Annotated in this window: 23 protein-coding genes; 5 read left to right on the forward strand and 18 right to left on the reverse strand. The window is 63.7% G+C overall.

Features of this window, described 5'->3' with window-relative positions; genetic code table 11:
- Positions 1–3 precede the first annotated feature (3 nt).
- The gene (locus DK842_RS01985) at positions 4–894 is read right to left on the reverse strand and encodes a prephenate dehydrogenase (RefSeq protein ID WP_198414615.1); all 891 of its coding nucleotides are present in this window, start codon (positions 892–894) and stop codon (positions 4–6) included.
- Positions 895–975: 81 nt separating this feature from the next.
- On the opposite strand from DK842_RS01985, the gene DK842_RS01990 reads away from it, so the two are divergent.
- On the forward strand, positions 976–1,236 hold the full coding sequence (locus DK842_RS01990; RefSeq protein WP_114059860.1) for a DUF4936 family protein: 261 nt from the start codon (positions 976–978) through the stop codon (positions 1,234–1,236).
- A gap of 156 nt (positions 1,237–1,392) precedes the next feature.
- Here DK842_RS01990 and DK842_RS01995 read toward each other — a convergent pair whose 3' ends face one another.
- The 11 genes from DK842_RS01995 to DK842_RS02045 form a co-directional block, all read right to left on the reverse strand.
- The gene (locus tag DK842_RS01995) at positions 1,393–2,574 is read right to left on the reverse strand and encodes a dicarboxylate/amino acid:cation symporter (protein ID WP_114063568.1); all 1,182 of its coding nucleotides are present in this window, start codon (positions 2,572–2,574) and stop codon (positions 1,393–1,395) included.
- A 158-nt stretch (positions 2,575–2,732) separates the two neighbouring features.
- A complete protein-coding gene (pabC, locus tag DK842_RS02000) occupies positions 2,733–3,545 on the reverse strand; it encodes an aminodeoxychorismate lyase (protein ID WP_114059861.1) in 813 nt (270 codons plus the stop codon).
- The gene (locus tag DK842_RS02005; protein WP_114059862.1) at positions 3,545–4,837 is read right to left on the reverse strand and encodes an aminodeoxychorismate synthase component I; all 1,293 of its coding nucleotides are present in this window, start codon (positions 4,835–4,837) and stop codon (positions 3,545–3,547) included. Before DK842_RS02005 ends, pabC begins: the two co-directional genes overlap by 1 nt.
- A 136-nt stretch (positions 4,838–4,973) precedes the next feature.
- Positions 4,974–6,215, reverse strand: coding sequence for a beta-ketoacyl-ACP synthase II (fabF, locus tag DK842_RS02010; protein WP_114059863.1), 1,242 nt, complete (start codon positions 6,213–6,215; stop codon positions 4,974–4,976).
- Between the two features lie 165 nt (positions 6,216–6,380).
- Positions 6,381–6,620: an acyl carrier protein gene (gene acpP / locus DK842_RS02015; RefSeq protein ID WP_043596572.1), complete on the reverse strand. Its 240-nt coding sequence runs from the start codon at positions 6,618–6,620 to the stop codon at positions 6,381–6,383.
- Positions 6,621–6,729: 109 nt separating this feature from the next.
- Positions 6,730–7,467: a 3-oxoacyl-ACP reductase FabG gene (fabG, locus tag DK842_RS02020; protein ID WP_114059864.1), complete on the reverse strand. Its 738-nt coding sequence runs from the start codon at positions 7,465–7,467 to the stop codon at positions 6,730–6,732.
- Positions 7,468–7,558: 91 nt separating this feature from the next.
- Entirely contained in the window at positions 7,559–8,488 is a 930-nt protein-coding gene (gene fabD / locus DK842_RS02025; protein WP_114059865.1) for an ACP S-malonyltransferase, read from the reverse strand.
- Between the two features lie 125 nt (positions 8,489–8,613).
- Positions 8,614–9,573, reverse strand: coding sequence for a beta-ketoacyl-ACP synthase III (locus DK842_RS02030; protein WP_114059866.1), 960 nt, complete (start codon positions 9,571–9,573; stop codon positions 8,614–8,616).
- Positions 9,574–9,579: 6 nt separating this feature from the next.
- On the reverse strand, positions 9,580–10,617 hold the full coding sequence (gene plsX / locus DK842_RS02035; RefSeq protein WP_114059867.1) for a phosphate acyltransferase PlsX: 1,038 nt from the start codon (positions 10,615–10,617) through the stop codon (positions 9,580–9,582).
- Between the two features lie 59 nt (positions 10,618–10,676).
- Positions 10,677–10,856: a 50S ribosomal protein L32 gene (gene rpmF, locus DK842_RS02040; RefSeq protein ID WP_011136965.1), complete on the reverse strand. Its 180-nt coding sequence runs from the start codon at positions 10,854–10,856 to the stop codon at positions 10,677–10,679.
- Positions 10,857–10,904: 48 nt separating this feature from the next.
- On the reverse strand, positions 10,905–11,408 hold the full coding sequence (locus DK842_RS02045; RefSeq protein WP_114059868.1) for a YceD family protein: 504 nt from the start codon (positions 11,406–11,408) through the stop codon (positions 10,905–10,907).
- A 117-nt stretch (positions 11,409–11,525) separates the two neighbouring features.
- On the opposite strand from DK842_RS02045, the gene DK842_RS02050 reads away from it, so the two are divergent.
- Genes DK842_RS02050 through pncB form a run of 3 tightly spaced genes read left to right on the forward strand, consistent with a single transcriptional unit; the run spans position 11,526 to position 14,028 of the window.
- Positions 11,526–12,107, forward strand: a complete 582-nt coding sequence (locus DK842_RS02050) for a Maf family protein (protein ID WP_114059869.1) — start codon at positions 11,526–11,528, stop codon at positions 12,105–12,107.
- The gene (locus DK842_RS02055; RefSeq protein WP_114059870.1) at positions 12,104–12,808 is read left to right on the forward strand and encodes an SAM-dependent methyltransferase; all 705 of its coding nucleotides are present in this window, start codon (positions 12,104–12,106) and stop codon (positions 12,806–12,808) included. Before DK842_RS02050 ends, DK842_RS02055 begins: the two co-directional genes overlap by 4 nt.
- Before the next feature lie 11 nt (positions 12,809–12,819).
- Positions 12,820–14,028, forward strand: coding sequence for a nicotinate phosphoribosyltransferase (gene pncB / locus DK842_RS02060; protein ID WP_114059871.1), 1,209 nt, complete (start codon positions 12,820–12,822; stop codon positions 14,026–14,028).
- 467 nt (positions 14,029–14,495) lie between these two features.
- Here pncB and DK842_RS22865 read toward each other — a convergent pair whose 3' ends face one another.
- Positions 14,496–14,795 (reverse strand): hypothetical protein, encoded by a 300-nt coding sequence (locus DK842_RS22865; protein ID WP_145963957.1) that lies wholly within the window; start codon positions 14,793–14,795, stop codon positions 14,496–14,498.
- An 18-nt stretch (positions 14,796–14,813) separates the two neighbouring features.
- The gene (locus tag DK842_RS02065) at positions 14,814–15,668 is read right to left on the reverse strand and encodes a Rossmann-like and DUF2520 domain-containing protein (RefSeq protein ID WP_114059872.1); all 855 of its coding nucleotides are present in this window, start codon (positions 15,666–15,668) and stop codon (positions 14,814–14,816) included.
- A gap of 649 nt (positions 15,669–16,317) precedes the next feature.
- Between DK842_RS02065 and DK842_RS02070 the strand changes: the two genes are divergently transcribed.
- Entirely contained in the window at positions 16,318–17,310 is a 993-nt protein-coding gene (locus DK842_RS02070) for a porin (RefSeq protein WP_114059873.1), read from the forward strand.
- A gap of 203 nt (positions 17,311–17,513) precedes the next feature.
- Here DK842_RS02070 and DK842_RS02075 read toward each other — a convergent pair whose 3' ends face one another.
- The 4 genes from DK842_RS02075 to DK842_RS02090 all read right to left on the reverse strand — a co-directional run bounded on the left by DK842_RS02075 (position 17,514) and on the right by DK842_RS02090 (position 22,949).
- A complete protein-coding gene (locus DK842_RS02075) occupies positions 17,514–18,164 on the reverse strand; it encodes a TetR/AcrR family transcriptional regulator (protein WP_114059874.1) in 651 nt (216 codons plus the stop codon).
- Positions 18,165–18,501: 337 nt separating this feature from the next.
- A complete protein-coding gene (locus DK842_RS02080) occupies positions 18,502–20,085 on the reverse strand; it encodes an ABC transporter substrate-binding protein (RefSeq protein WP_114059875.1) in 1,584 nt (527 codons plus the stop codon).
- Positions 20,086–20,166: 81 nt separating this feature from the next.
- Positions 20,167–22,188, reverse strand: a complete 2,022-nt coding sequence (locus tag DK842_RS02085; protein ID WP_114059876.1) for a putative bifunctional diguanylate cyclase/phosphodiesterase — start codon at positions 22,186–22,188, stop codon at positions 20,167–20,169.
- Positions 22,189–22,394: 206 nt separating this feature from the next.
- Complete coding sequence (locus DK842_RS02090; protein WP_232538656.1) at positions 22,395–22,949, reverse strand: class I SAM-dependent methyltransferase; 555 nt, start codon at positions 22,947–22,949, stop codon at positions 22,395–22,397.
- Positions 22,950–23,023: the final 74 nt, after the last annotated feature.

Here is a 23,023-nt window from a genome sequence, read left to right on the forward strand (position 1 = left end):
TTGCTATCCCCTGCGCAAGAATTGCTGATGCCAGCGCGTGCGCGCGGCGCGCGCCTCGCCGAACAACCGGTTCAGGCCTTCGGCGTCGCCCGCCTCCAGCAAAGCCGCCAGCCGGCTCAGGCCTGCCTGGTAGTCGGCCAGCTCGGCCAGCAGCGCGTCGCGGTTGGCCAGGCTGATGTCGGTCCACATCTCGGGGTGGCTGCCGGCGATGCGGGTGAAATCGCGGAAGCCGGTGGCGGCGAAATCGAAGCAGCGCTCGGCATTGGCCTTGGCCGCCACCCGGTCCACGTAGGAAAAAGCCAGCAGATGCGGCAGGTGGCTGACGCTGGCGAACACCGCGTCGTGCTCGGCGGCTTCCATGCAGTGGATTTCCGCGCCGCAGGCGCGCCACAGCTCTGCTACCGTCTCCGCCGCCTCGGGCGCGGTGTCCGCCAGAGGCGTCAACACCACGCGGCGGTTTTCGTACAGACCATATTGGGCGGCCACCGCGCCCGACATGTCGGAGCCGGCGATCGGGTGAGCCGGCACGCACCACGGCAGGTGATCCGGCAGGTGCGCGCGATACAGCGCGGCCACGTCGCTCTTGGTGCTGCCGCCGTCGGTGACCACCGCCCCCGGCCTCAGGCCCGGCGCCAGCGCCGCCATCAGCGCGCCCATCTGTCCCACCGGCGACGCCAGCAGCACCATGTCGGCGCGATGGGCGACTGCGCCGATGTCCTGGCTGATCTCGTCCGCCACGCCCAGCGCCAGCGCCTTTTCCAGATTGGCCAGCGTGCGGCCGACGCCGATCACGGTCTTCACCCTGCCGGCGCGCTTGAGCGCCAATGCGAACGAGCCCCCGATCAGGCCGACGCCCGCCACCACCAGGGTGTCTATCTGCTGCTGCACCTGCATCCCCCTTGTCCAGCCGCCACATGGGCGGCGCGAAGGTCTATCATAAACAATTTTGCCGCCATGGCCAGTCTGGAGAAACGCATGACCGCGACGCTGTACTGTTATTTCAAGGCCCCGCCCGAACGCGATGCCACGCTGGCCCGGCTGCGCGCGCTGCAGGGCGAGCTGGCCGCCGCCGGCTGGACCGGAGAACTGCTGCGCCGCTGCGACGACGCCGACACCTGGATGGAGGTCTACCCCGGCATCGCCGACCGCGATGCCTTCCGCGCCGCCTGGCAGGCCGCCCGCCTACGCCATGGCCTGGCGCTGCCGGCCAGCGAGGAGTGGTTCCAGTCCTTGTAGCGGGCAAGAAAAAGCCGGGCGCGCGGCTCGGCCAAAGATACGATCAACGAGAGAAACCGATGACCTCGCCGCAAACGGCTGTTCAACGGTCAGGCGGACACTATAAACATGGCCGCCCGCTCTCCCAAATCACTTGTTCTGCTTAGCAAATCACCGTCACACTCGCTGCGCGGCGGCCTCGCCCTCCGGCTGCGCCTCGCGTCCCACCAAGCGGTTCACCCACAGCGCGATCACGCCGTCGCCGGCGACGTTGCAGGCGGTGCCGAAACTATCCTGGGCCAGATACAGCGCGATCATCAAGGCCAGGCTGGCCTCCGGGAAACCCAGCACGCTGGACAGAATGCCCAGCGCCGACATCACGCCGCCGCCCGGCGCGCCCGGCGCCGCCACCATGGTCACGCCCAGCAGCAGGATGAAGGGCAGCATCACGTCCCAGCCCGGCACGTCCAGGCCGTGGGTCATCAGCATCACCGCGGTGGCGCAGCTGACCAGGGTGATGGTGGAACCGCACAAGTGAATGGTGGCGCACAGCGGCATCACGAAATTCACCACCGGCGGAGCCACTTTCATATTGCTGGCCGAGCGCAGCGCCACCGGAATGGTGGCGGCGGACGACATGGTGCCCAGCGCAGTGAAATAGGCGGGCAGCATCGCCCGCAGCAGCGACAGCGGATTGCGGCCCAGCAGCGCGCCGCTGGCGCCGTACAGCACGGCCAGCCACAGCCAATGCAGCGCGATGGCCATCAGCAACACCACGCCGAAGGTTTTCAGCGTGGCGAAAGCGGTGCCGGCGGCGGCCATGTCGGCGAACTCGCTGGCGATGTAGAGAGGCAGCAGCGGCACCAGCACGCGCGCCAGCACCTTCTCGACGATATCCTTGCCTTGGTCGGCGATCTCGCGCAGGCGAGACGCGCTGGTGGCCGCGATGCCCAGGCCGAAGACGAAGGCCAGCATCAGCGCCGTCATCACGTCGAACAGCGGCTTGATCTCCAGCTTGAACAGCGGCGCGATCTTGTCGGCGGCGGCCGGCGCGGCCGCCGCGGCGCCCAGCCACTGCGGCAGCAGGGTGGACGCGGCGGTGAAGGCCAGCGCGCCGGACAGGATGGTAGAGGCATAGGCCAGACCCACGGTCCAGCCCAGCATGCGGCCGGAGCCGGTTTCCAGCGCGGCGATGCCGCTCATGATGTAGAACACGATGATCAGCGGGATCATGAAGCCGATGAACTGGCCGAACAGGCCTTTGAAGGTCAGCAGCAGCGTCAATATCGGCCCGGGCGCGTACAGCCCCAGCAGCAGGCCGGCCGCCATGCCGGCCAGCAGTTTCAGAATCAATTTCACAGGCAACCTCTATATCCGGGTCATGCAGCCTGTCGCGCTCGCCACGACGCCGGACAAAGCCCGTCCGCTCCGATGCGATCGGATCGACGCGGAAGAAGAAGATGAGCCAGCCGGGGCGGCAAGCGGAGCACGGCTCCGACTGTCCCCGGCGCCATGCTTCAGGCTTGTTGTAGTAAGGCTTGCCGCAATGCCTGCAGCAAAGGTGGGGGCGTCCAGACCCGCTCGCCCAGGCGAGCCAGCGGCCAGATGCCCATCAGGCTATTGGAGAGAAACACCGCTTCAGCGTCAATCAAGTCTGCGGCAGAGAGTCGCATTTTAGAAAATTTAAGTCCGAATTTTGAAACATTATCCGTCAACCAATCCCGAACCGCGCCGTTCACGCCGCAACGGTCCAGCAAGGGCGTCTGAACCTCGCCGTTGCGCAGCAGGTAGACATTGCTCATCGTCCCCTCTATCAGCCAGCCATCCTGATCCAGCAGCAGGCCTTCCTGCAGCGCGGCATCACTCCACTCGGAGCGCGCCAGCACGCTCTCCAGCCGGTTCAAGTGCTTGACGCCGGCCAGCCTGGGTTGCAAGGACAAGCGCAGCTCGCACCAGCGCGCGGCCACGCCCCGCTCGCCGTACTCCGCCGGATAGCCGGCCCACGGCGTGGCGGACACGATGCGGGTGGGCGCGCCGGCTCCGGCCATCGCGTAGCCGCGCGCGCCCACGCCGCGGGTGATCACGATCTTGCCCACCGCCAGCGCGTGCTCGCGCCCCAGCGCCATCAGCTCGTCCAAAAGCTTCTGCTCATCCGGCAGCATCAACGCCAGCCGCGCGGCGTCGTCGGCCAGCCGCGCGTATTGCCAGCGCCACATCCACGGCCGGCCGTGGCGCAGCTGCAGGGTGCGGAACACGCCGTCGCCGTAGTTGAAGCCGCGGTCCAGCGCCGATACCGCCTCGCTCGGCAAGCCGTTGACCAGCATCGCCATCAGGCCTGCTCCACGCCCAGCGCCCGCAGCAGGCCGCGCGCCTTGTGCCGGGTTTCCTGCAGCTCGCGTTCGGGATCGGAGTCGGCGACGATGCCGCCGCCGGCGCGGAAGCGCAGCTTGCCGCCCTCCTGCATGAAGGTTCGGATCAGGATGTTGAAGTCCATGGTGCCGTCGCGGTTCAGATAACCCAGGCTTCCGGTGTAGGCCCGGCGCGCGCTGTTTTCCAGCTCGCGGATGATCTGCATGGTGCGCACTTTGGGACAGCCGGTGATGGTGCCGCCGGGGAACAAGGCCCGCAGCACGTCCGCCGGCGCGACGCCGTCTCGCAGCTTGCCGCGGACATTGGATTCGATATGGTGGACGTAAGCGTAACTCGCCACCGCCATCAATTCGTTGACTTCCACCGTGCCCGGCTGGCTGATGCGGCCCAGGTCGTTGCGCTCCAGGTCGATCAGCATCACATGCTCGGCGCGCTCCTTGATGCTGGAGATCAGCCGCTTCTTCAGTTCGGCATCCTCGGCAGGGTCTTTGGAACGCGGATGGGTGCCGGCGATGGGCCGGGTCTCCGCCCAGCCGTCGCGCACCCGCACCAAGCGCTCCGGCGACGAGCTGACGATCTGCGCGCCGCCGAAATCGGCCAGCGCGGAAAACGGCGCCGGGTTGGCGCGGCGCAAGGCGGCGAACACGTCCGGCGCGGCGACGCCATCCGCCAGTTCGGCCCGCCAGCCGCGCGAAATGTTCACCTGGAACACGTCGCCCTCGTAGATGTAGCGCTTGAGCTTGCCCACCGCGTCGGTATACCACTCGGGCGGGTCCTCCTCCAGGCTGGCCAACGCCACCGGCTTCGCCGCGAATTCCGGCCGGCGCGCCACCAGCCGCTCCAGCGCATGCCAGTCGTCGGCGGTTTCACCGACCAGCCAGGCTTCGTTTTGGGCGCGGTCCACCAGCACCGCGGCCGGCGTGCGCGCCCATACCGCCAGCGGAAAACTGTCCGGCAGCGCCGCCGGCACATGCGGCTCGAATTCGGACAACAAGTCGTAAGCCAGGTAGACGAACCAGCCGCCGACAAAGGGCAGCTGATGGGGGTTGGCCACGGGTTGAGGCTGGAAGGCGCGCAGCGCGTCCAGGAAAGCCTGGCCTTCTCCGCCGGAGAACAAGCGGCGCTCGCGCTGCATCAACAGTAAGTCCCAGCCGCTGTCGCCGGACGATTGCATCAAGTAAGGGAAATTTTCTCGATCCGCCGCATGCAAGGCCAGCAGATCGGGAATGAAGTCGAGTTTCTGGGTGAACATCCAAAGTCCTGGGCCGGCAAGGCCCGGCACTGATTTGCGACTGCCGCCGGCCAGCCTTGCGCGCGGCGGCTGAAAAAAGAAAAACCGCTGCGAGTGTAACGCAGCGGTTCGCTCTGTCAATCGCCTGTGGCGGCGATCAGACGCGCTTGAACACCAGGGTGCCGTTGGTGCCGCCGAAGCCGAAGGAGTTGGAAATGCCCACTTCGATCTTCATGTCGCGCGCGGTGTTGGCCACGTAATCCAGATCGCAGCCGCTCTCGACATCCTGCTCGACCAGATTGATGGTCGGCGGGGACACCTGATTATGGATGGCCAGGATGGTATAGATCGCCTCCACGCCGCCGGCGCCGCCCAACAAGTGGCCGGTCATCGACTTGGTGGAGTTGACCACCAGCTTCTTGGCGTGGTCGCCGAATGCCATCTTGATGGCAGTCGTTTCGTTGGCGTCGCCCAGCGGGGTGGACGTGCCGTGCGCGTTCACGTACTGCACCGCGTCGGCATTGATGCCGGCGTCGCGCAGCGCGTTGCTCACGCCGCGGGCCGGGCCCTCGGAACTCGGCGCGGTGATGTGGTGCGCATCCGAGCTCATGCCGAAGCCGATCAGCTCGGCATAGATCCGGGCGCCGCGCGTCACCGCGTGCTCATACTCTTCCAGCACCAGCACGCCGGCGCCCTCGCCCATCACGAAACCATCGCGGCCCTTGTCCCATGGACGGGAGGCTGCTTCCGGATCGTCATTGCGGGTGGACATCGCCTTCATCGCGGCGAAACCGCCGATGCCCAGGCGCGACACCGCGCCCTCGGCGCCGCCGGCCACCATGACGTCGGCGTCGCCGTACTGGATCAGGCGAGCGGCGTCGCCGATGCAGTGCGCGCCGGTGGTGCACGCGGACACGATGCCATAGCTCGGGCCCTGATAACCCTTCAGGATGGAGACCTGGCCGGCGATCAGGTTGATCAGCGAGCCCGGAATGAAGAACGGGCCGATCTTGCGCGGACCGCCCTCCATCAGCGCCACGCCGGTTTCCTCGATCAGCGGCAGGCCGCCGATGCCGGAACCGATGTTGACGCCGACGCGGGTCTTGTCCAGGCCCGGAATCTCGTCCAGGCCGGCGTCGGCGACGGCCTGCAGGGCCGCGGCGATGCCGTAGTGGATGAACAGGTCGTTGCGGCGCGCTTCCTTCGGCGTGATGTAATCGCCGATATTGAAGCCCTTGACCTCGCCCGCGATCTGGCAAGCCATGTCGCTGGCGTCGAATCGGGTGATCTTGGCGATGCCGCTCTTGCCGGCCAACAAGTTGGCCCAGCCGGTGGCGACGTCGTTGCCGACCGGGGACACATGGCCCAGGCCGGTGATTACTACTCTGCGTTTGGACACGAAGAATCTCCGTGATAGATGGGAGGGCAGTCTCCCGATGAAACCACGCGCGTCTGACAAGCACAAGCCAGATTCAAACGCGCGTTTGGAACCTTCTTAACAAAAGAACCTCTGCTGGCGAGCCGAAGCAGCACCGCGCAGAGGTCCGGGTCCCGAAAAAGGGGATTACTTGTTCAGATGGCCGGTCACGTAGTCGATGGCTTGCTGAACGGTGGTGATCTTCTCGGCCTCTTCGTCCGGAATTTCGCACTCGAACTCTTCTTCCAGAGCCATCACCAGCTCAACGGTATCCAGGGAATCGGCGCCCAGATCGTCAACGAAAGAGCTTTCCACCTTGATTTCGGCTTCGTTCACGCCCAGTTGCTCGGCAACGATCTTCTTGACGCGCGCTTCGATGTTTTCCATTTGTTTAAACCCTTGACCTTTCTGATTCGGGATCACAAAACCCCGGTATTCTACAAAAAAAAATTAGAGCAGCCTACCTAAATCTCAATCCGGCACCAACCAGCCGAAATCAAGGCATCAGCATGCCGCCGTTCACATGCAGCGTCTGCCCGGTAATATAGGCCGCGCGATCCGACGCCAGGAATACCACGGCATCGGCGATATCCTTGGCGTCGCCCAGGCGGCCCAGCGAAATCTGGCCCACCAGCGCCTCGCGCTGCGCTTCCGGCAGCGCGCGGGTCATGTCGGTATCGATGAAGCCGGGCGCCACGCAGTTGACGGTGATGTTGCGGCTGCCGACCTCGCGCGCCATCGACTTGGTGAAGCCGATGATGCCCGCCTTGGCCGCCGCGTAGTTCGCTTGGCCGGCGTTGCCCATCGCGCCCACCACGGAGGCGATGTTGATGATGCGGCCGCTGCGGGCCTTCATCATGCCGCGCATCACGGCCTTGGATGCCTTGAACACCGACTTCAGGTTGGTATCCATGATGGCGTCCCAATCCTCGTCCTTCATCCGCATCAAAAGCCCGTCGCGAGTGATGCCGGCGTTGTTGACCAGCACCGCCACCGCGCCGAACTCCTTCTCCACCGATTCGATCAGCGCCTCGACCGCGCCGTCTTCGGTGACATTCAGCACGCGGCCCGCGCCGCCCTTGGCGGACAGGCGCTCATGAATGGCGGCCGCGCCGGACTCCGACGTGGCGGTGCCGATGACGATGGCGCCCTCGGCGGCCAGCGCGTCGGCGATCGCCGCGCCAATGCCGCGCGAGGCGCCGGTCACCAGCGCCACTTTGCCTTGCAGACTCATCAATGTGTCTCCTTATTGTCAACGCCTGTCACGGCTCGAGCCGAAACGGACGATGGCGCGCCGAACCCGGCCGGCGCGCCGGAATATCGCATCAAACCAGCTCTTCGCGCGCAGCTTCCAGCGCGGCTCGATCAGTCAGCGCCAAGCATCTTACGTTGCCGTCGATGCGCTTGGCGAGACCGGTCAGCACCTTGCCCGGGCCGCACTCCGCCATCATGGCCACGCCGTCGGCGGCCAGTTTCTGTATGGTTTCGGTCCAGCGCACCGGCATGTACAGCTGGCGGGTCAGCGCGTCGCGGATCTGGCCGGCATCGGCATAGCTGGCCACGTCGGCGTTGTGCAGCACCGGGATCGCCGGCGCGTTCAGATGCACGTCCCGCAACGCCTCTGCCAGCCGCTCGGCCGCCGGCCGCATCAGCGAGCAATGCGAGGGCACGGATACCGGCAGCGGCAGCGCGCGCTTGGCGCCCTTGGCCTTGCACGCCTCCATGGCGCGCTCGACCGCTCCCCTGTTGCCGGCGATCACCACCTGGCCCGGAGAGTTGAAATTGACGGCCTCCACCACCTCGCCCTGGGCGGCTTCCTTGCAGGCCGCGCGGATATCGTCATCCGGCAGGTTGATGATGGCGGCCATCGCGCCTGCGCCGGCCGGCACCGCGGCCTGCATCGCCTCGGCGCGCAAGCGCACCAGCCTCACCGCCTCGGCGAACGGCAACGCGCCCGAAGCCACCAGCGCGGTGTATTCGCCCAGGCTATGGCCGGCCACGATGGACGGCTGCCTGCCGTTCAGTTCCTGCCATGCCAGATACGTGGCGTAACCGGCGGCCAGCATGATGGGCTGGGTATTGACAGTGGCATTGATCGCATCGGCGCTGTCGGCTTGCAGCATCGCCCACAAATCCAGCGACAGCGTGTCGGACGCCTCTTCGAAAGTGTGCTGCACCACGGGCAGGTCGGCGAAGCCATCCATCATTTTCAGGCTTTGCGAGCCCTGACCCGGAAAAAGAAAAGCAAAAGCCATAGTCGACTCCACAGAATTCGACGCAGAGAATGACGCAAAGCGGCTGTTTCCGCCACGCGGCCGATCAATAAACGTTGTCATTATCGGCGATCATGCGGCGAAAAAGCCACTTTGCGGAATTCCAATCAGAAAGTCAGCAGCACGGCGCCCCAGGCGAAGCCGCCGCCAATGCCCTCCAGCATCACGGTTTGCCCGCGCTGGATGCGGCCATCGCGCACCGCTGCGTCCAGCGCCAGCGGAATGGAGGCAGCCGAAGTGTTGCCCTGCTCGGGCAGGGTGACGACAACCTTGCCCATCGGCAGGCCCAGATGCTTGGCAGTGGACTCGATGATGCGCAGATTGGCCTGGTGCGGCACCAGCCAATCCAGATCCGCCTTGTCGATGCCGGCCTCCGCCAGCGTCGCGGTAGCGATTTCGGACAACGATTTGACGGCAAACTTGAACACCGCCGGACCATCCATATGCAGATAAGGCATGCCCTGGATCTTGCCGCCGGATATCTGCGCCGGGGTATTGAGCAAACCTTGATAGCGGCCGTCGGCCGCCAGCTTGGCATGCAAGATGCCCGGCTCGTCGGATTCGCCCAGCACCACGGCGCCGGCACCGTCGCCGAACAGCACGCAAGTGCGGCGGTCGTCCCAATCCAGCACGCGCGACATGATTTCGGCGCCGACCACCAGCGCTTTCTTGGCCAAGCCGCTCTTGATGTAGGCATTGGCGGTGGTCAGCGCGTAGACGAAGCCCGCGCACACCGCCTGCACGTCAAAAGCCTGCACGCCGGGCAAGCCCAGCTTCTCTTGCAAGATGCAGGCCGTGCTGGGAAAAACCATGTCGGGGGTAGTGGTCGCGACGATGATCAGATCAATCTCGCGCTTGTCGATGCCGGCGTTGGCGATGGCGGCCTCCGCCGCTCTCAACGCCAGATCGCTGGTCTTGTGCCCGTCGTCGGCAATGTGGCGCGCGCGGATTCCAGTGCGAGTGACGATCCACTCGTCGCTGGTCTCCACGCGTTCGGCCAATTGCGCATTGGTGAGCACCTGGGACGGCAAGAAACTGCCGGTGCCGAGAATGCGGGAATAGCCCATATTATTTCAGTTCGCTTCCGCCTCGGATTGCTTGAGGTTGTCTAGTTGTTTGGCAACCCGATCGGCGATGTGTGCAATCACGTCGGAACCGGCCTCCTCGCATGCCTGCGCCAACGCGTAACGGAATCCTGTGACATCGGCGCCGCCATGGCTTTTCACCACGATGCCGCGCAGGCCCAGCAAGCTGGCCCCGTTGTAGCGGCGCGGATCGATGCGCTTCTTGAAAAGGCCCAGCACCGGCAGCGCGGCCAATGCGCACGCGCGCGTCCACCAGCTGCGGCCGAACTCTTCCTTCAGGAAGACGGCGAACATGTGCGCCAGCCCCTCAGCTGTCTTCAACGCCACATTGCCGGTAAAACCATCGCAGACTACCACATCGGTCGTGCCCTTGCAGATGTCGTCGCCTTCCACGTTGCCGTAGAAATTCAGCTCCGACTGGCGCAACAGCTCGGCAGTCTTCTTGATGTTGTCGTTGCCCTTGATATCTTCGCTGCCGATATTCAACAGGCCGACGGAAGGATTGGCTCTGCCTTGCAGGCAGGCCATCAGTTCGGAACCCATGATGCCGAACTGCAACAGTTGTTCTGGGGTGCAATCGACATTGGCGCCCAGATCCAGCACGCAGGAAGTGCCCTTGACGTTGGGCAGCAGCTTGGCGATGGCGGGACGGTCGATGCCCGGAATGGTCTTGAGGACGAAGCGGGCGGTGGCCATCAACGCGCCGGTGTTGCCGGCGGAGACGGCGGCCTGCGCCTTGCCTTCCTTGACCAGATTGATCGCCACCCGCATCGACGAATCCTTCTTGTTCTTGAGGGCGAGCTGGGGCGCCTCGTCCATGCCCACCACTTGGGTAGCATGTTGGATGAGGATGCGCCCGCGCACAGCGCCATCATGCAGGGCCAGTTCCGCCTCCAGGGCCGGCTGGTCGCCTACGAGAATCAGATGGGTGTCGGGGTGGTCTTGCAGGAATTGGATCGATGCCGGGACGGTAACCTTGAGGCCAACGTCACCGCCCATAGCATCAACCGCGACGGTGATAGTCATCAACGATTGCGGTATATAAAGTGCCTACCAAAAAAGGAAAGGAAGTGAGGACAGGGAGATTACTCGCCCTTGGTCTTCACAACCTTGCGGCCACGGTAGAAGCCGTTCGGGCTGATGTGGTGGCGCAGGTGGGCTTCGCCGGTGCTGGCTTCAACTGCCAGGGCCGGAGCGGTCAGAAAATCGTGTGCACGATGCATGCCGCGCTTGGACGGGGACTTTTTGTTCTGTTGAACAGCCATGGTCGACTCCTAAGAAATTCAAGTAGATTCGGTTATAGCGAATCCGGGTTACTCGGACTTGGGTCTCTTAAGCGCCGCCAGCACCGCAAACGGATTGGGCTTGTCAGCCTTGGCGAGCGAGAGAGTATCCCTGCCGCATTCGTCGTGTTTCGGCGCATGCGGCAAGCCCATAATGATTTCGTCTTCGATCAGCGCAATCGCGTCGAGTTCGGGCTCGGCGAGAATCGCATCCAGCGTGTCGTCCAGTTCGCAGGCCTCCTCCAGCTTGTCCTGGCTTGCGAACAGCGTGAGCACCGAGTCGGTGTCCAGGCTGAACGGCATGCCGTCCAGACAACGCTGGCAAGTGACGTTCAGCGCGGCGGTCAGACGAATGCGCAGCGCGGGGCGCTGCAATTCATCGATAAAACCGTCGAGCTGATACGACACTTCCCCGGAAGCGTCTGCGAGGTCGCCACGAATGCGCTCGTCGAGTTCCGCCACCGGCGCATTGCCGGACAGCGAGCGGCCCTCCCGGGCGAACTTGAGCGGATCGATCAAAATCGGTTTAGACATAAACTCCGCATGGTACAATCCATTCCCCTGATTTGTCAAAAGAAACAAGGCAAGGCCAAACCATGGCCGCGGACGACCCCGCCGCGCCTCCGGCACTGCCGCCAACCGGCTCGAATCATGCACATCGTACTGGCCTCCACCTCCCGTTATCGTCAAGAAATCATCGCCCGCCTGGGCCTGCCCTTCAGCGCCGAGCCGCCCGTCTGCGACGAAACGCCGCTGCCCGGCGAAACCGCGCTGGAAACCGCGGTTCGCCTGGCCCGCACCAAGGCCCGATCGCTGGCCGGCAATCACCCGAACGCGCTGATCATAGGCTCGGACCAAGTCGCGCTGCTTGACGGCAAACAGATAGGCAAACCCGGCAACTTCGAAAACGGCGTGGAAATGCTCAAGTGGATGAGCGGCCGCACTGTGGTGTTCCACTCCGCGCTGGCGTTGCACAACAGCCACAGCGGCCGGCTGCAGGAGTGCGTAGGCATCACCCGCGTCACGCTGCGCCAGTTGACTGAGGCCCAAATCCGCAATTACCTGACCCGCGAGCCGGATGCGCTGCACTGCGCCGGCAGCGCCAAAAGCGAAGGCCTGGGCGGCGCGCTGCTGGAAAAAGTGGAGTCGGACGACCCCAACGCGCTGATCGGCGTGCCGCTGTTCCAGCTGATCACCATGCTGGGCAACGAGGGCGTGGAGGTGCTGAGATGAGCGGCACCCTGTTTCTGATTCCCGCGCCGCTGGGCGACGAAAACGTCGCTTGGCTGCCGGAAGGCGAGCGCGCCAAAGTCGTCCACATCAGCCATTTCGTCGTCGAGGCGGAAAAGACCGCGCGCAAACATCTGAAAGCGCTGGGCGTGACGACGCCGATCCGCGAGCTATCCATGAACACGCTGAACGAGCACACCAAAGAGGCGGACGTCGCCGCGCTGCTCGCCCCGCTGAAGGCCGGCCATGATGTCGGCCTGATCTCCGAGGCCGGCTGCCCGGCAGTGGCCGACCCAGGCGCCCAGCTGGTGGCGCTGGCGCACCGCCACGGCATCCGCGTCGAACCGCTGATCGGCCCCTCCTCCATCCTGCTGGCGCTGATGGCCAGCGGCGCCAACGGCCAATGCTTCGCCTTCCACGGCTACCTGCCGGTGGACGCGGCGGAAAAATCCAAGCTGGTGAAAGAGCTGGAACAGCGTTCGCGCAAGCACAACGAAACCCAGCTGTTCATCGAGACGCCGTACCGCAACAACGCGCTGCTGGCGCAGCTGCGCGAAACGCTGGCGCCGTCCACCCGGCTTGCGGTAGCCTGCGATCTGACCTTGCCGACCCAAACCATCGTCAGCCACCGCGTGCAGGATTGGCCGCAGAACCCGCCCGACCTGCACAAGCGGCCGGCCATCTTCGTGATCCACGCCGCCTGAGACGCGCCGCCATGCCCAAGAACACGCCCATCATCCGGTCGCTGCTGGATACCGATCTGTACAAGTTCACCATGCTGCAGGTGGTGCTGCACCAGTTCCCCGCCGCCCACGGCGAGTACGAATTCCGCTGCCGCAACCATCCGGACACGCCGCTGACCCAACTGAAGCAGCAACTGGAGACGCAGCTGGACCTGCTGTGCGAGCTGCGCTTCAGCCAGGACGAGCTGGATTATCTGCGCGGCCTGCGCTTCATCAAGAGCGACTACGTCGACTACCTGGAGCTGTTCCACCTGCAGCGCCGCTTCATCAGCGTCAGCGAGGAAGGCGAACAGCTGGCCATCCGCATCAAGGGCCCGATGGTGCAGGCGATGTTCTTCGAGATTTTCGTGCTAGCCATCGTCAACGAGCTGTATTTCCGTCCGCTGGACAGCAAGGCCGTGCGCGAAGAGGGTCGCCGCCGGCTGGAAGCCAAGCTGGCCGAGCTGGAGCGCTTTCAGCGCGAAGAGGCCGCCGGCCAGCGCTTTCCGCTGCTGATCGCGGACTTTGGCACCCGCCGCCGCTTCAGCCGCGACTGGCAGGCCCATGTGGTGGAAAGACTGAACCACGCGCTGCCGCAGGTGTTCCGCGGCACCAGCAACGTCTACCTGGCCCGCAAGCTGGGCATCACGCCGATCGGCACCATGGCCCACGAATTTTTCCAGGCCTTCCAGGCGCTGGGCGTGCGGCTGCGGGATTTCCAGAAAGCGGCGCTGGAATCGTGGGTGCAGGAATACCGCGGCGACCTGGGCATCGCGCTGACCGACGTGGTCGGCATGGATGCCTTCCTCGCCGATTTCGATCTCTATTTCGCCAAGCTGTTCGACGGCCTGCGCCACGACAGCGGCGATCCCTACATCTGGGGCGAGAAGGCGATCGCCCATTACCGCAAGCTGCGGATAGACCCCGCGACCAAGATGCTGACCTTCAGCGATGGACTCAGCGTGGACAGCGCGCTGCAGTTGCAGCGCCATTTCAGCCCGCACATCCAGGTGAGTTTCGGCATCGGCACCCACTTCACCAACGATATGGGACTGGAACCGCTGCAGATCGTGCTGAAACTGGTCAGTTGCAACGGCCAGCCGGTGGCCAAGCTATCCGACAGCCCCGGCAAGATCATGTGCAGCGACGAGACCTTCCTCGCCTACTTGCGCCAGGTCTTCAAAGTGGCCGCCGCCGCATAAGCTTGCCGCCGCCCCGCCCGCGGGCGGCGCCCGTCCCTTGACACAGCTGCGCGCCGCCTACTCGATCGACGAACATCCGCCCCTGCGCCTGCGCCGACGCGGGCGGATCGCCATCGATATCCGCGCCAGAGGCATGCAATGAATCAGACAGAAATCGGAATCCGTCTGAGCGGCCCGCCCTTCGCGCGCCCCACGCCCCGCCTGATCCAGCGGATTCGCGACAATGGCAGGGAGCCCCGTTGTCACGAGGCGATGCGCCAGGCCGCGGCATGGAGCATCCCGGAGCAGGCCGGCATTCGCTCGCCGGCGGACCTTATCGCCCGGAGGGATGCGCTGCCGCGCTGGACGCCCGCGAAAAACCGACAAGGGCGCGAAGTTTATAACCCCCTGCGCCAGACCAGCCCGCCCAGCTGCCGCCGCAGAACCGAGTCGACCCGAACGGCGACCGACGACCGCTCACACCCCTGTCAGCCTGGCTGCTGGAGTACGCGCAGGCCATGGGCGAATTCCTGGATACGCCGGAATCGCTGACAGCTGAGTCGCCGCAGTCGTTCTTCGACTCGCCCGCCTGCAATATGCGCGAACATCTCACTCCCCACGGCGGCTGGAAAACCTTCAACCAATTTTTCGCCCGCCATCTCAAGCCGGGCTATCGCCCCGTCGCCGCGCTGGCGGACGCGTCGGTCATCGCATCGCCGGCCGACGCCTGCATCGCCGTGAAAAATCTGCGCTGGCGCATCGACGAGTTGCCAAACGGCGGCTCCCATCCCTCCCGCCATTCACCGTCAGCAAAGCAATGCCAGCAGCCGCTGCCGCGCCGGCTCCTGCAGCCGGTCGCCGGCCAGCGCCACCACCTGCCTGCCCAGCGCGCGATAGGCCGCGGCCAGCCCCGCGTCGCCCAACACCGCCAAATGGCGCTCCACCGTGCCGATGTCGCCGCGCAAAATGGGCCCGGTCAACGCGTCGTACGGCCCCAGCTCCAGCGCGTTATCCAAGGTCTGCCGCATCAAACCACCCAATAGCGGCTGCGCCAACTCCGGCGGCACGCCGGCCTGGGCCGTCAATTGCCGCGCCATCGCCGTCAGAACAACCAGAAAATTCGACGCCACCGACAAGCCGGCGTGATACGCAGCCTTGCCGCCCGGCGCCAGCCGGAAAGGCCGGCCACCCAAGGCCCGGGCGAAGCCTTCCAAGCGGCGACAGGCCTCCTCGTCGCCCTCCAACGCGCACAGCGTGCCGGCAAATCCCTCCACCGCTCGCTGCGGATCGGCAAAGGAAAACGCCGGGTGCAGGCTGGCGGTCAACACCCCCTGCTCCGCCAAGGGCTGCAGCAGCTGGGCATCGCCCACCCCGCTGGCGTGGAATGCCACGCTGCCGGCCGGCGCCACGCCAGCCAGCGCCAAGCCTCGCGCGCAGGGGGCGATGGCGGCGTCCGGCACCGCCAATAGATACAGATCCGCCGCCGCCAACTGCCGCATCTCGCCCACCAGCCGCCCCGCGCCGACAAACTCGCGCGCCTCCCGCAGCGGCTGCGGCCGCCGTCCCATCACGTCCAGCAAGCAATACTCGCCGCTCATCACCGCCAGTCTGGCCAGGCTGCGACCCAGCCTGCCCATGCCCACCACCGTCAGCGTTTGCATACCTTATATATACTTTGCGCTCATTCATCCGATCGAAGCCGCCATTGTAGGCGCTTCCCGGCCAACCACCCACCGCCCCTCGCCTCCGCGGCCCGAGACGGCGCAGCCGTCGCCAAAACACATCACTCTCCGACGCGACCAGCATATTTCCGCAACTACTTACACGTCGAAATTTCACTTTAAAATCAATCACATAAATACAATCAACAATTAAGATTGTCTCTTTTTTGGAATATCTACTCAATTTACAGAGCCAATGCTTTCTTTTAACATGACTGAAAGCGAATTCAAGTGGATGCAAACCGCGCCTGCTGGGATTCACTTCAAGTCACGTTGATTTTTCAGCCCGCCCACCCGGTCGGGCTGTTTTTTTTGGCCACGCCGACTCCCCAACCCCTAAAAAATACATACATCATAGGCATTTCAACGTTTTGACGTTTTTTTGCAACACCACAAACAACACGGTAAGAAGACAATAATAAAACTGACAATTCAATAAGTTACATCGAAATAAAACGAACAATTCATCGATTCAAATCCAACACAAGTTGCTTGATAGCAACACAAATCCACGCACAAAGTTGCATTTCCACAACCCAGCCAATAGCATTTGCTCACATTCCTAAAACCTAAAAAGGATGACTTGACCATGAAAAAGAGCCTGATCGCCCTGCTGGTAGCCACTCTGCCGGCTGCCGCTTTCGCCGACGTAACCATCTACGGCAAAATCAAAGGCGGCGTTGAATACGTCGACAATGGCACCACCAAGCAAACCAATGTTGACGATCTGGGTTCCCGCATCGGCTTCAAAGGTTCCGAAGATCTGGGCAACGGCCTGAAGACCATCTGGCAAGTTGAAACCGGTTTCGGCATCGACGGCACTGGTGACGGCTCCTCCAGCGGCACTTTCGCCAACCGCGAGTCCTTCATCGGCCTGCAAGGCTCCTTCGGTACCATCCGTCTGGGTAACATCTCCAACTTCCAAGACAGCGACATGGGCATCGTCGACGCTTGGGAATACAAAGATGCAGCTCTGGGTCTGAAAGTATTCACCCGCGATGCTGACCGCCTGAAGAACTCCATTCGCTACGACCTGCCGGCCATCGTTCCGGGCCTGACCGCCGCTCTGCAATACGGCGCCAAGGAAGATAAGACCGCTGGCACTCCTAAAGACCGCGAAGTTTACGGCCTGGGTCTGGGCTACGAAAACGCCGGTTTCTTCGGCAAGTACGCTTACACCTACGAAGCCGCTCAGCAAGTTGGTGGTGTTATTACCAGCAGCAACGACAAGCACCGCCTGGAAGTTGGCTACAACGCCAACAACCTGCTGGTGGCCTTCGGTTACAACCAAGACGACGCCAAGCTGGCGAATGCTGCTGGCAGCGTCAAGCTGAAGAGCAAGGACTACGCGCTGACCGCCGCTTACACCATGGGTGCCATCACCCCGAAATTCACCTACGGCCAAGGCGAAACCAAGGGTGCAGGCGTAACCGCCGGCAAGTACGACCAGTACATCCTGGGCGTTGACTACGCTGTATCCAAGCGCACCACTTTCGGCGCTCAGTACGGCCACATCAACCTGAAGGACGACAACACCAAAGACCGCAACGCTTTCGGTCTGAACATGGTTCACAAGTTCTAATAGCTGGTTCGACGCAAGAACCTGCGAACTTAGACGCAAAAAAGACCCGCTTCGGCGGGTCTTTTTTCATGCTTGCGACAGACGATGGAGGAAAGCGCGGGCCGCGCGCAGCTCCCCCCCACCACGACCACACCAATCCAGGCTGCGGACAAATGAAAACCCCGCCGCAAGCGACGGGGTTTTTTACGCCAAAGAGCCGAGGATTAGAACGGCAGTTGGTAGACCGGGTTGCGGGTATCCGCCCCTTCCTGCCGTATCCGCTCCAGCTCAGCCCTCAAGGCGGACAGCAGCCATTGCTCGCGCATCCTGTCGCCTTCCGGGTGCTCGGCCAGCGTGCGGTACAGCGCCATGCCGTGCATGGTGGTCATCATGGTGAGCAGCGTGGCGAAGAAGCCGGTGGAGATCGCGTAGCGCGGAAACAGCGACGCCATCAGCGCGACGAAGCGGTCGCGGAAATAGGTGCTGGCGCTGCCCAGAAACACATCGCGCAGATCCGGCGTGGTGCGCGCCGCCATCAGCAGCTCCAGCAGCACGATGTGGCGCGGCGACATCACCAGCGCCTTCATCAGCGCGATGATGCGCTCCTCCTCCGACATGCCTGGCGGCAACTGCGCCGCCAGCGTCAGCGCGGACTCGAAGATGTCGTCCACCACCTTGCGCCCCACCGGCTGCATCAGTTCGTTCTTGGTGGCGAAATGGCGGAACAGCGCGCCTTGGGACACGCCGGCGCGGCCGCAGATCAGCTGCACGCTGGTGCCGTGGTAGCCGCTCTCCATCAGGCATTCGATCGCCGCTTCCACCAGTTTGCCTATGGTGGACTCCCTGCGGCTTTGCTGTGTTCGTCTGGTTTGCATCTATTGTTTTATCATTTATCGTCCCGAACCCGGCGCATCATACGCGAAAGCGCATGCGCAAGCGAGGGCGGGCGCATTCTATGAACAAGCAAGACACGCCAACGGCAAGGCGTTCCTCTCTCCCCTGGCGGCCGTGCATTGCGACCGCCTCCGCCATACTACCAAATCCAGCCTACTCGCATGCAACTGGCAATGCGGCGCGGACAAAGGAAGCGGCGCGTTGCGACATTGTCGCCGCCAAGCAACGGCCCCGCCTTGCCCTGAAACAAGCCACCCAAAAAAGAAAGAGACTACTCTGTTATTAAGCAGAGTAGTCGATTGTTGCCCGGAAAACCGCTTATTTCAAGCTTACGGCGGCGAAATTGACCCGGCCATAAGGATTGACCGCATAACCGGAGACTTCCTTGCGCGCCAGGCCATAAGCGGTGGGGTGAGCCAGCGGCAGCCACAACGCCTGCTCATGGATGACGCGTTGGGCCGCCTGATACAACTTGGTCCTGGCCTTGAAATCGCTGGTCTTCTTGCCGTCGGCGATCAGCTTGTCGAGCTTGCCGTCGCAATAACGGGCGAAGTTGGTGCCGGACTGCACCGCCGAGCAGGAAAACTGCGGCGTCAGGAAATTGTCCGGATCGCCGTTGTCTCCGGCCCAGCCCATGAACAGCATCTCGTGCTCGCCGGCCTTGCCGCGCTTGATCAGCTCGCCCCACTCCAGCACCTTGATCTGCAGCCGGATGCCCACCTTGGCCAGATCCGCCTGCAACATTTCCGCGCCGGCCTTGGGGTTGGGATTCAACGTGCTGCCGCCGGGACGCGCCCATACCGTGACATCGAAGCCGTTGGGGTAGCCAGCCTGCGCCAACAGCTTCTTCGCCTGCGCCGGATCATAGGCATAGGGCTTGATGGCTTTGTCGTAGCTCCAGGTGTTGGGCGGATAGACCAGATTGGCGGCGCTGGCGGTATTGTCGAACACTGTTTTCAGGTAGCTGGCCTTGTCGAAGGCCAGGTTGATCGCCTGCCGCACCAAGGGATTGTCCAACGGCTTCTTTTGACTGTTGAAAGCGACGAAGGCAGTCATGAAGGCCGGCGTCTGCGACACCTGCAGCCTGCCATCGGCCTTGGCCGCCAGCACGTCCTGCGGCTTGGGCGACAGCGCGATCTGGCACTCCCCGGCGCGCAGCTTCTGCAGGCGGACACTGGAATCCGGCGTGATCGCGTAGATCAGCGCCGAAGCCTTGGGTTTGCCGCCGAAATAGGCCGGATTGGGCGCATAGCGCACCAGCGCATCCTTGGCGAAGCTCTTGAAAATGAACGGTCCCGTGCCGATGGGCTTGCTGTTGAGCTCCGCCGTTTTGCCCGCCGCCAGCAGCTGAGCCATGTATTCGGCAGAGTAGATGGACGCGAAGCCCATGGTCAGGCTGGACAGGAAGGTGGCTTCCGGGTAATTGAGTTCGAAACGCACCGTCTGCGGATCAAGCTTGCGCACCGCCTTGATCAGCTTGGGAAACTGCATCGATTGCGCGTGCGGATAGCCGGCCGGCGCGGTCTTGTGCCAGGGATTGTCCGGATTCAGCATCCGGTCGAAGGTGAGCACCACGTCGTCGGCGTTCAGCTTGCGCGTAGGCTTGAAGTAGTCGGTGCTGTGGAAGCCGACGTTGGGCCGCAGGTGGAAGGTGTAGCTCAGGCCATCCTCGCTCACCTCCCAGCTGCTGGCCAGCCCCGGCTGCAGCTTGCCGGCGGCGGCGTCGTACTCCACCAGGCGGTTCATCAATACGTCGGCGGAAGCGTTGGTGGTGACCAGCGAGTTGTACTGCACCACATCGAAGCCTTCCGGATTGGCGTCGGTGCATACGGTCAATGGCTTGGCCGCGTAAGCGGCCAGCGGCAGCAAGGCCGCCAGCGCGGCTACGCTCAGTTTCTGCATATCGTTCTCCTTGCCTCAGACGGAAATGCCGTCTGCATTTACCCGCATAGGGTAAGCGAAGAACGCGGTCAAACCAACGATTTAATCCACATATTGATATAAGGCCGCCGCAGGCTGCGCCAGGCGTTGCAGAAAGTCTCGGGCGGACAGCGCCGGACTATACAGAAAGCCCTGGTACTCCTGACAGCCTCGCTCGACCAGCCAAGCCAGCTGATCCTCGGTTTCCACGCCCTCCGCCACCATGTTCAGCCCCAACATCCGGCACAGGGTGGTGATCAGCTCCGCGATGGCCGGCTTGTCGTCCAGCGTGGCGATGAAGGAACGGTCTATCTTCAGCGAAGTCAGCGGGTAACGCTGCAGATACGCCAAATTGGAATAGCCGGTGCCGAAATCGTCCACCGCTATCCTCACGCCCAGCGCGCGCAGCGCCTGCAAGGTGCTCATGGTCTGCTCGTCGTGCCCCAGCAGCACGGATTCGGTGATTTCCAACTCCAGCCGGTCCGGCTGGCAGCCGCTGTCGGCCAGCAGTTGCTCGATCAGGGACGGCAGGCCGGGATCCACAAACTGGCAGGCGGACAGGTTCACCGAGACCAGCAAATCCAACCCGCTCTCGCGCCACTGCCGCTGCTGCCGCGCCGCCTGCGCCAGAATCTGCCGCCCCAGCTCCATCACCATGCCACAGTCCTCGCACAACGGGATGAAGCTGTCCGGCATCAGCAGGCCGCGCTGCGGATGCCGCCAGCGCGCCAGCGCCTCGGCGCCGACCACTTTGCCGCTGCCGATATCGACCCGCGGCTGGAAGTAGGCGAGGAATTCGCCGGCATCCAGCCCGCGGCGAATATCGGTCTCCAGCGCCAGCTGCGCCTGGCTGCGCGCCTCCAGCGCCGGCGTGAAGAACATCAGATTGTTGCGCCCGGCATCCTTGGCGGCGTACATGGCCAGATCGGCGTGGCGCATCATCTGCTCCAGGTCCAGCGCGCGCCCCTCGCACACGCTGACGCCTATCGACGCCGACACGCCCACATCCATTCCTTCCAGCCGCATCGGCACCGCCAGCGCCTGCAGGATGCGGCGGCCCAGCGTTTCGGCGCGTTCGGCCACTTGCGGCGCGCTCAGCATCACCAGAAACTCGTCGCCTCCCAGCCGCGCTGCTTTCTCGTCATGCCCCAGCAGGCCGACCAGCCGGCCCGCCATCCGGATCAGCAGCTCGTCGCCGCAGGCGTGGCCGAGCGAATCGTTGACATTCTTGAAACGGTCCAGATCGATGAACATCAACGCCACCTGGCGGCCGTTGCGCAGCGCTTGCTGCAAGTGCGGCAGCAGTTCGCTGCGGATGCCGTTGCGGTTCGGCAGGCCGGTCAGCACATCGTGGTTGGCCAGGAAGCTGGCGCGCGCCTCGGCGTGCTTCAGGTCGGTGATGTCCACCTCGCTGACCAGCAGCGCATCCTGGCCAGTGACCGCGTCGCGGCAGGCGCGGGCCGCCACCTCATGCCAGCGCATACCCTCGCGGGTGTTGACCCGCGCCAGCAACCGCGCTTCGCCGCAGGCGGCCACGCCTTGACGCAGCTGTTGCCAATCGCTGTCGTGGACGAAATGCTGCCGCCAGTTCTCGCCCGAGGACGCCAACCACTCGCGCGCGGCCGGGTTGCGATATAGCGCGCGGCCGTCATCGTCGTACAGGGAGATCAGCACCGAGGTGTGCAACAGCGCTTCGGTGCTGCGCAGCGAGGCGGGGTCGGCGCTCAGGCTGTTCTGCGCCTCGCAAAACATCAGCATTCGGCCATTCACCCTTATGCCGCGGAATTTCACCTTCAACACGCAAGGTCGGCCGTTGGGATACAGCGTCCAGCTTTCGACGAAACTGGCGCCCTCGCGCTCGAAATCCTGCTGGTATTGGGCCAGCCTTTGCGAAACGGAGACCGACATGTCGCTCGCCATGTCTCTATCCTGCAGCTCGCGCAAGCTGCGCGCGCCCCACACCTGCAGCGCGGCCTCGTTGGCCCAGAACACCCGCTTGTGGTCGATGTCGAAAATCCATACCGGCAGGCTCAAAGCCTCCAGCAGCTCCAGATTGCTCCCCTGCCAGGAGAGCACGCTTCTCATCGACATGTCCGACGCCAACCTTTTATTTATTCATCAAAAACTGCCGCGCGACTGCCATCGCGGGCGCTGGTCATTGTAGCAAACACGTCTCATTTCCTGACTCGTTTTTTGCGTTTGCCTATGATTGACTGCGATGAAGCGCCCCAGTTTGCTCCATGCAATAAAAAACAGGGCCGCTGGCCCTGTTCCCAACTCGCCGCCCAGCGTCAATGCTTGCAGGCGAAAATCCTGGCCATGCTATGGTGGTGGGGGTAGCCATGGCTGAGGTCCAAAGCGAATTCCTCCTGGTAGGCGAGCGGCGTCAAGCCGTTAAACTGCTCGCGCAACTCTCCTGGCTGATAATAGTGGCGAATATAGGCCGCGGTCTCGCTGATCCCGCCCCCGGAGCCGCAGCAGCCCGGGTCGTCCACCATGAATACCGCAGCGAACAGATAGCCCCCAGGCGCCAGACCGGCCATCATCGCCTGCGCCAGCCGTTGCCCGGCGGCGGCATCCACATGGTCGAGCGCGGTATAGGCGATGATGATGTCGTAGCGCTGCGGCTCGATCTCCAGCTCGGTCAGGTTGACCACCTTGCCGCTGACATCCACTCGCCGCTGATCAGCCAGCTCGCCTAGCCGGGCGATCGCTTCGGGCGACTCGTCGATGCCGAACATCGAGTAACCGCGGCTCGCCAAATAGAACGCGTTGCGTCCCTGGCCGCAGGCCATGTCCAGCCCCCGCCCGCCTCCCTTGACATCGTATTTGTCGAGAAAGTACATCAGCGACAACGCCGGCCGATCTCCATAAAAGGAACCATTGCGGCGGTAAAAAGCATCAAAATTAGCGACGCACA

Source organism: Chromobacterium phragmitis (assembly GCF_003325475.1).
GTDB classification, from domain to species: domain Bacteria; phylum Pseudomonadota; class Gammaproteobacteria; order Burkholderiales; family Chromobacteriaceae; genus Chromobacterium; species Chromobacterium phragmitis.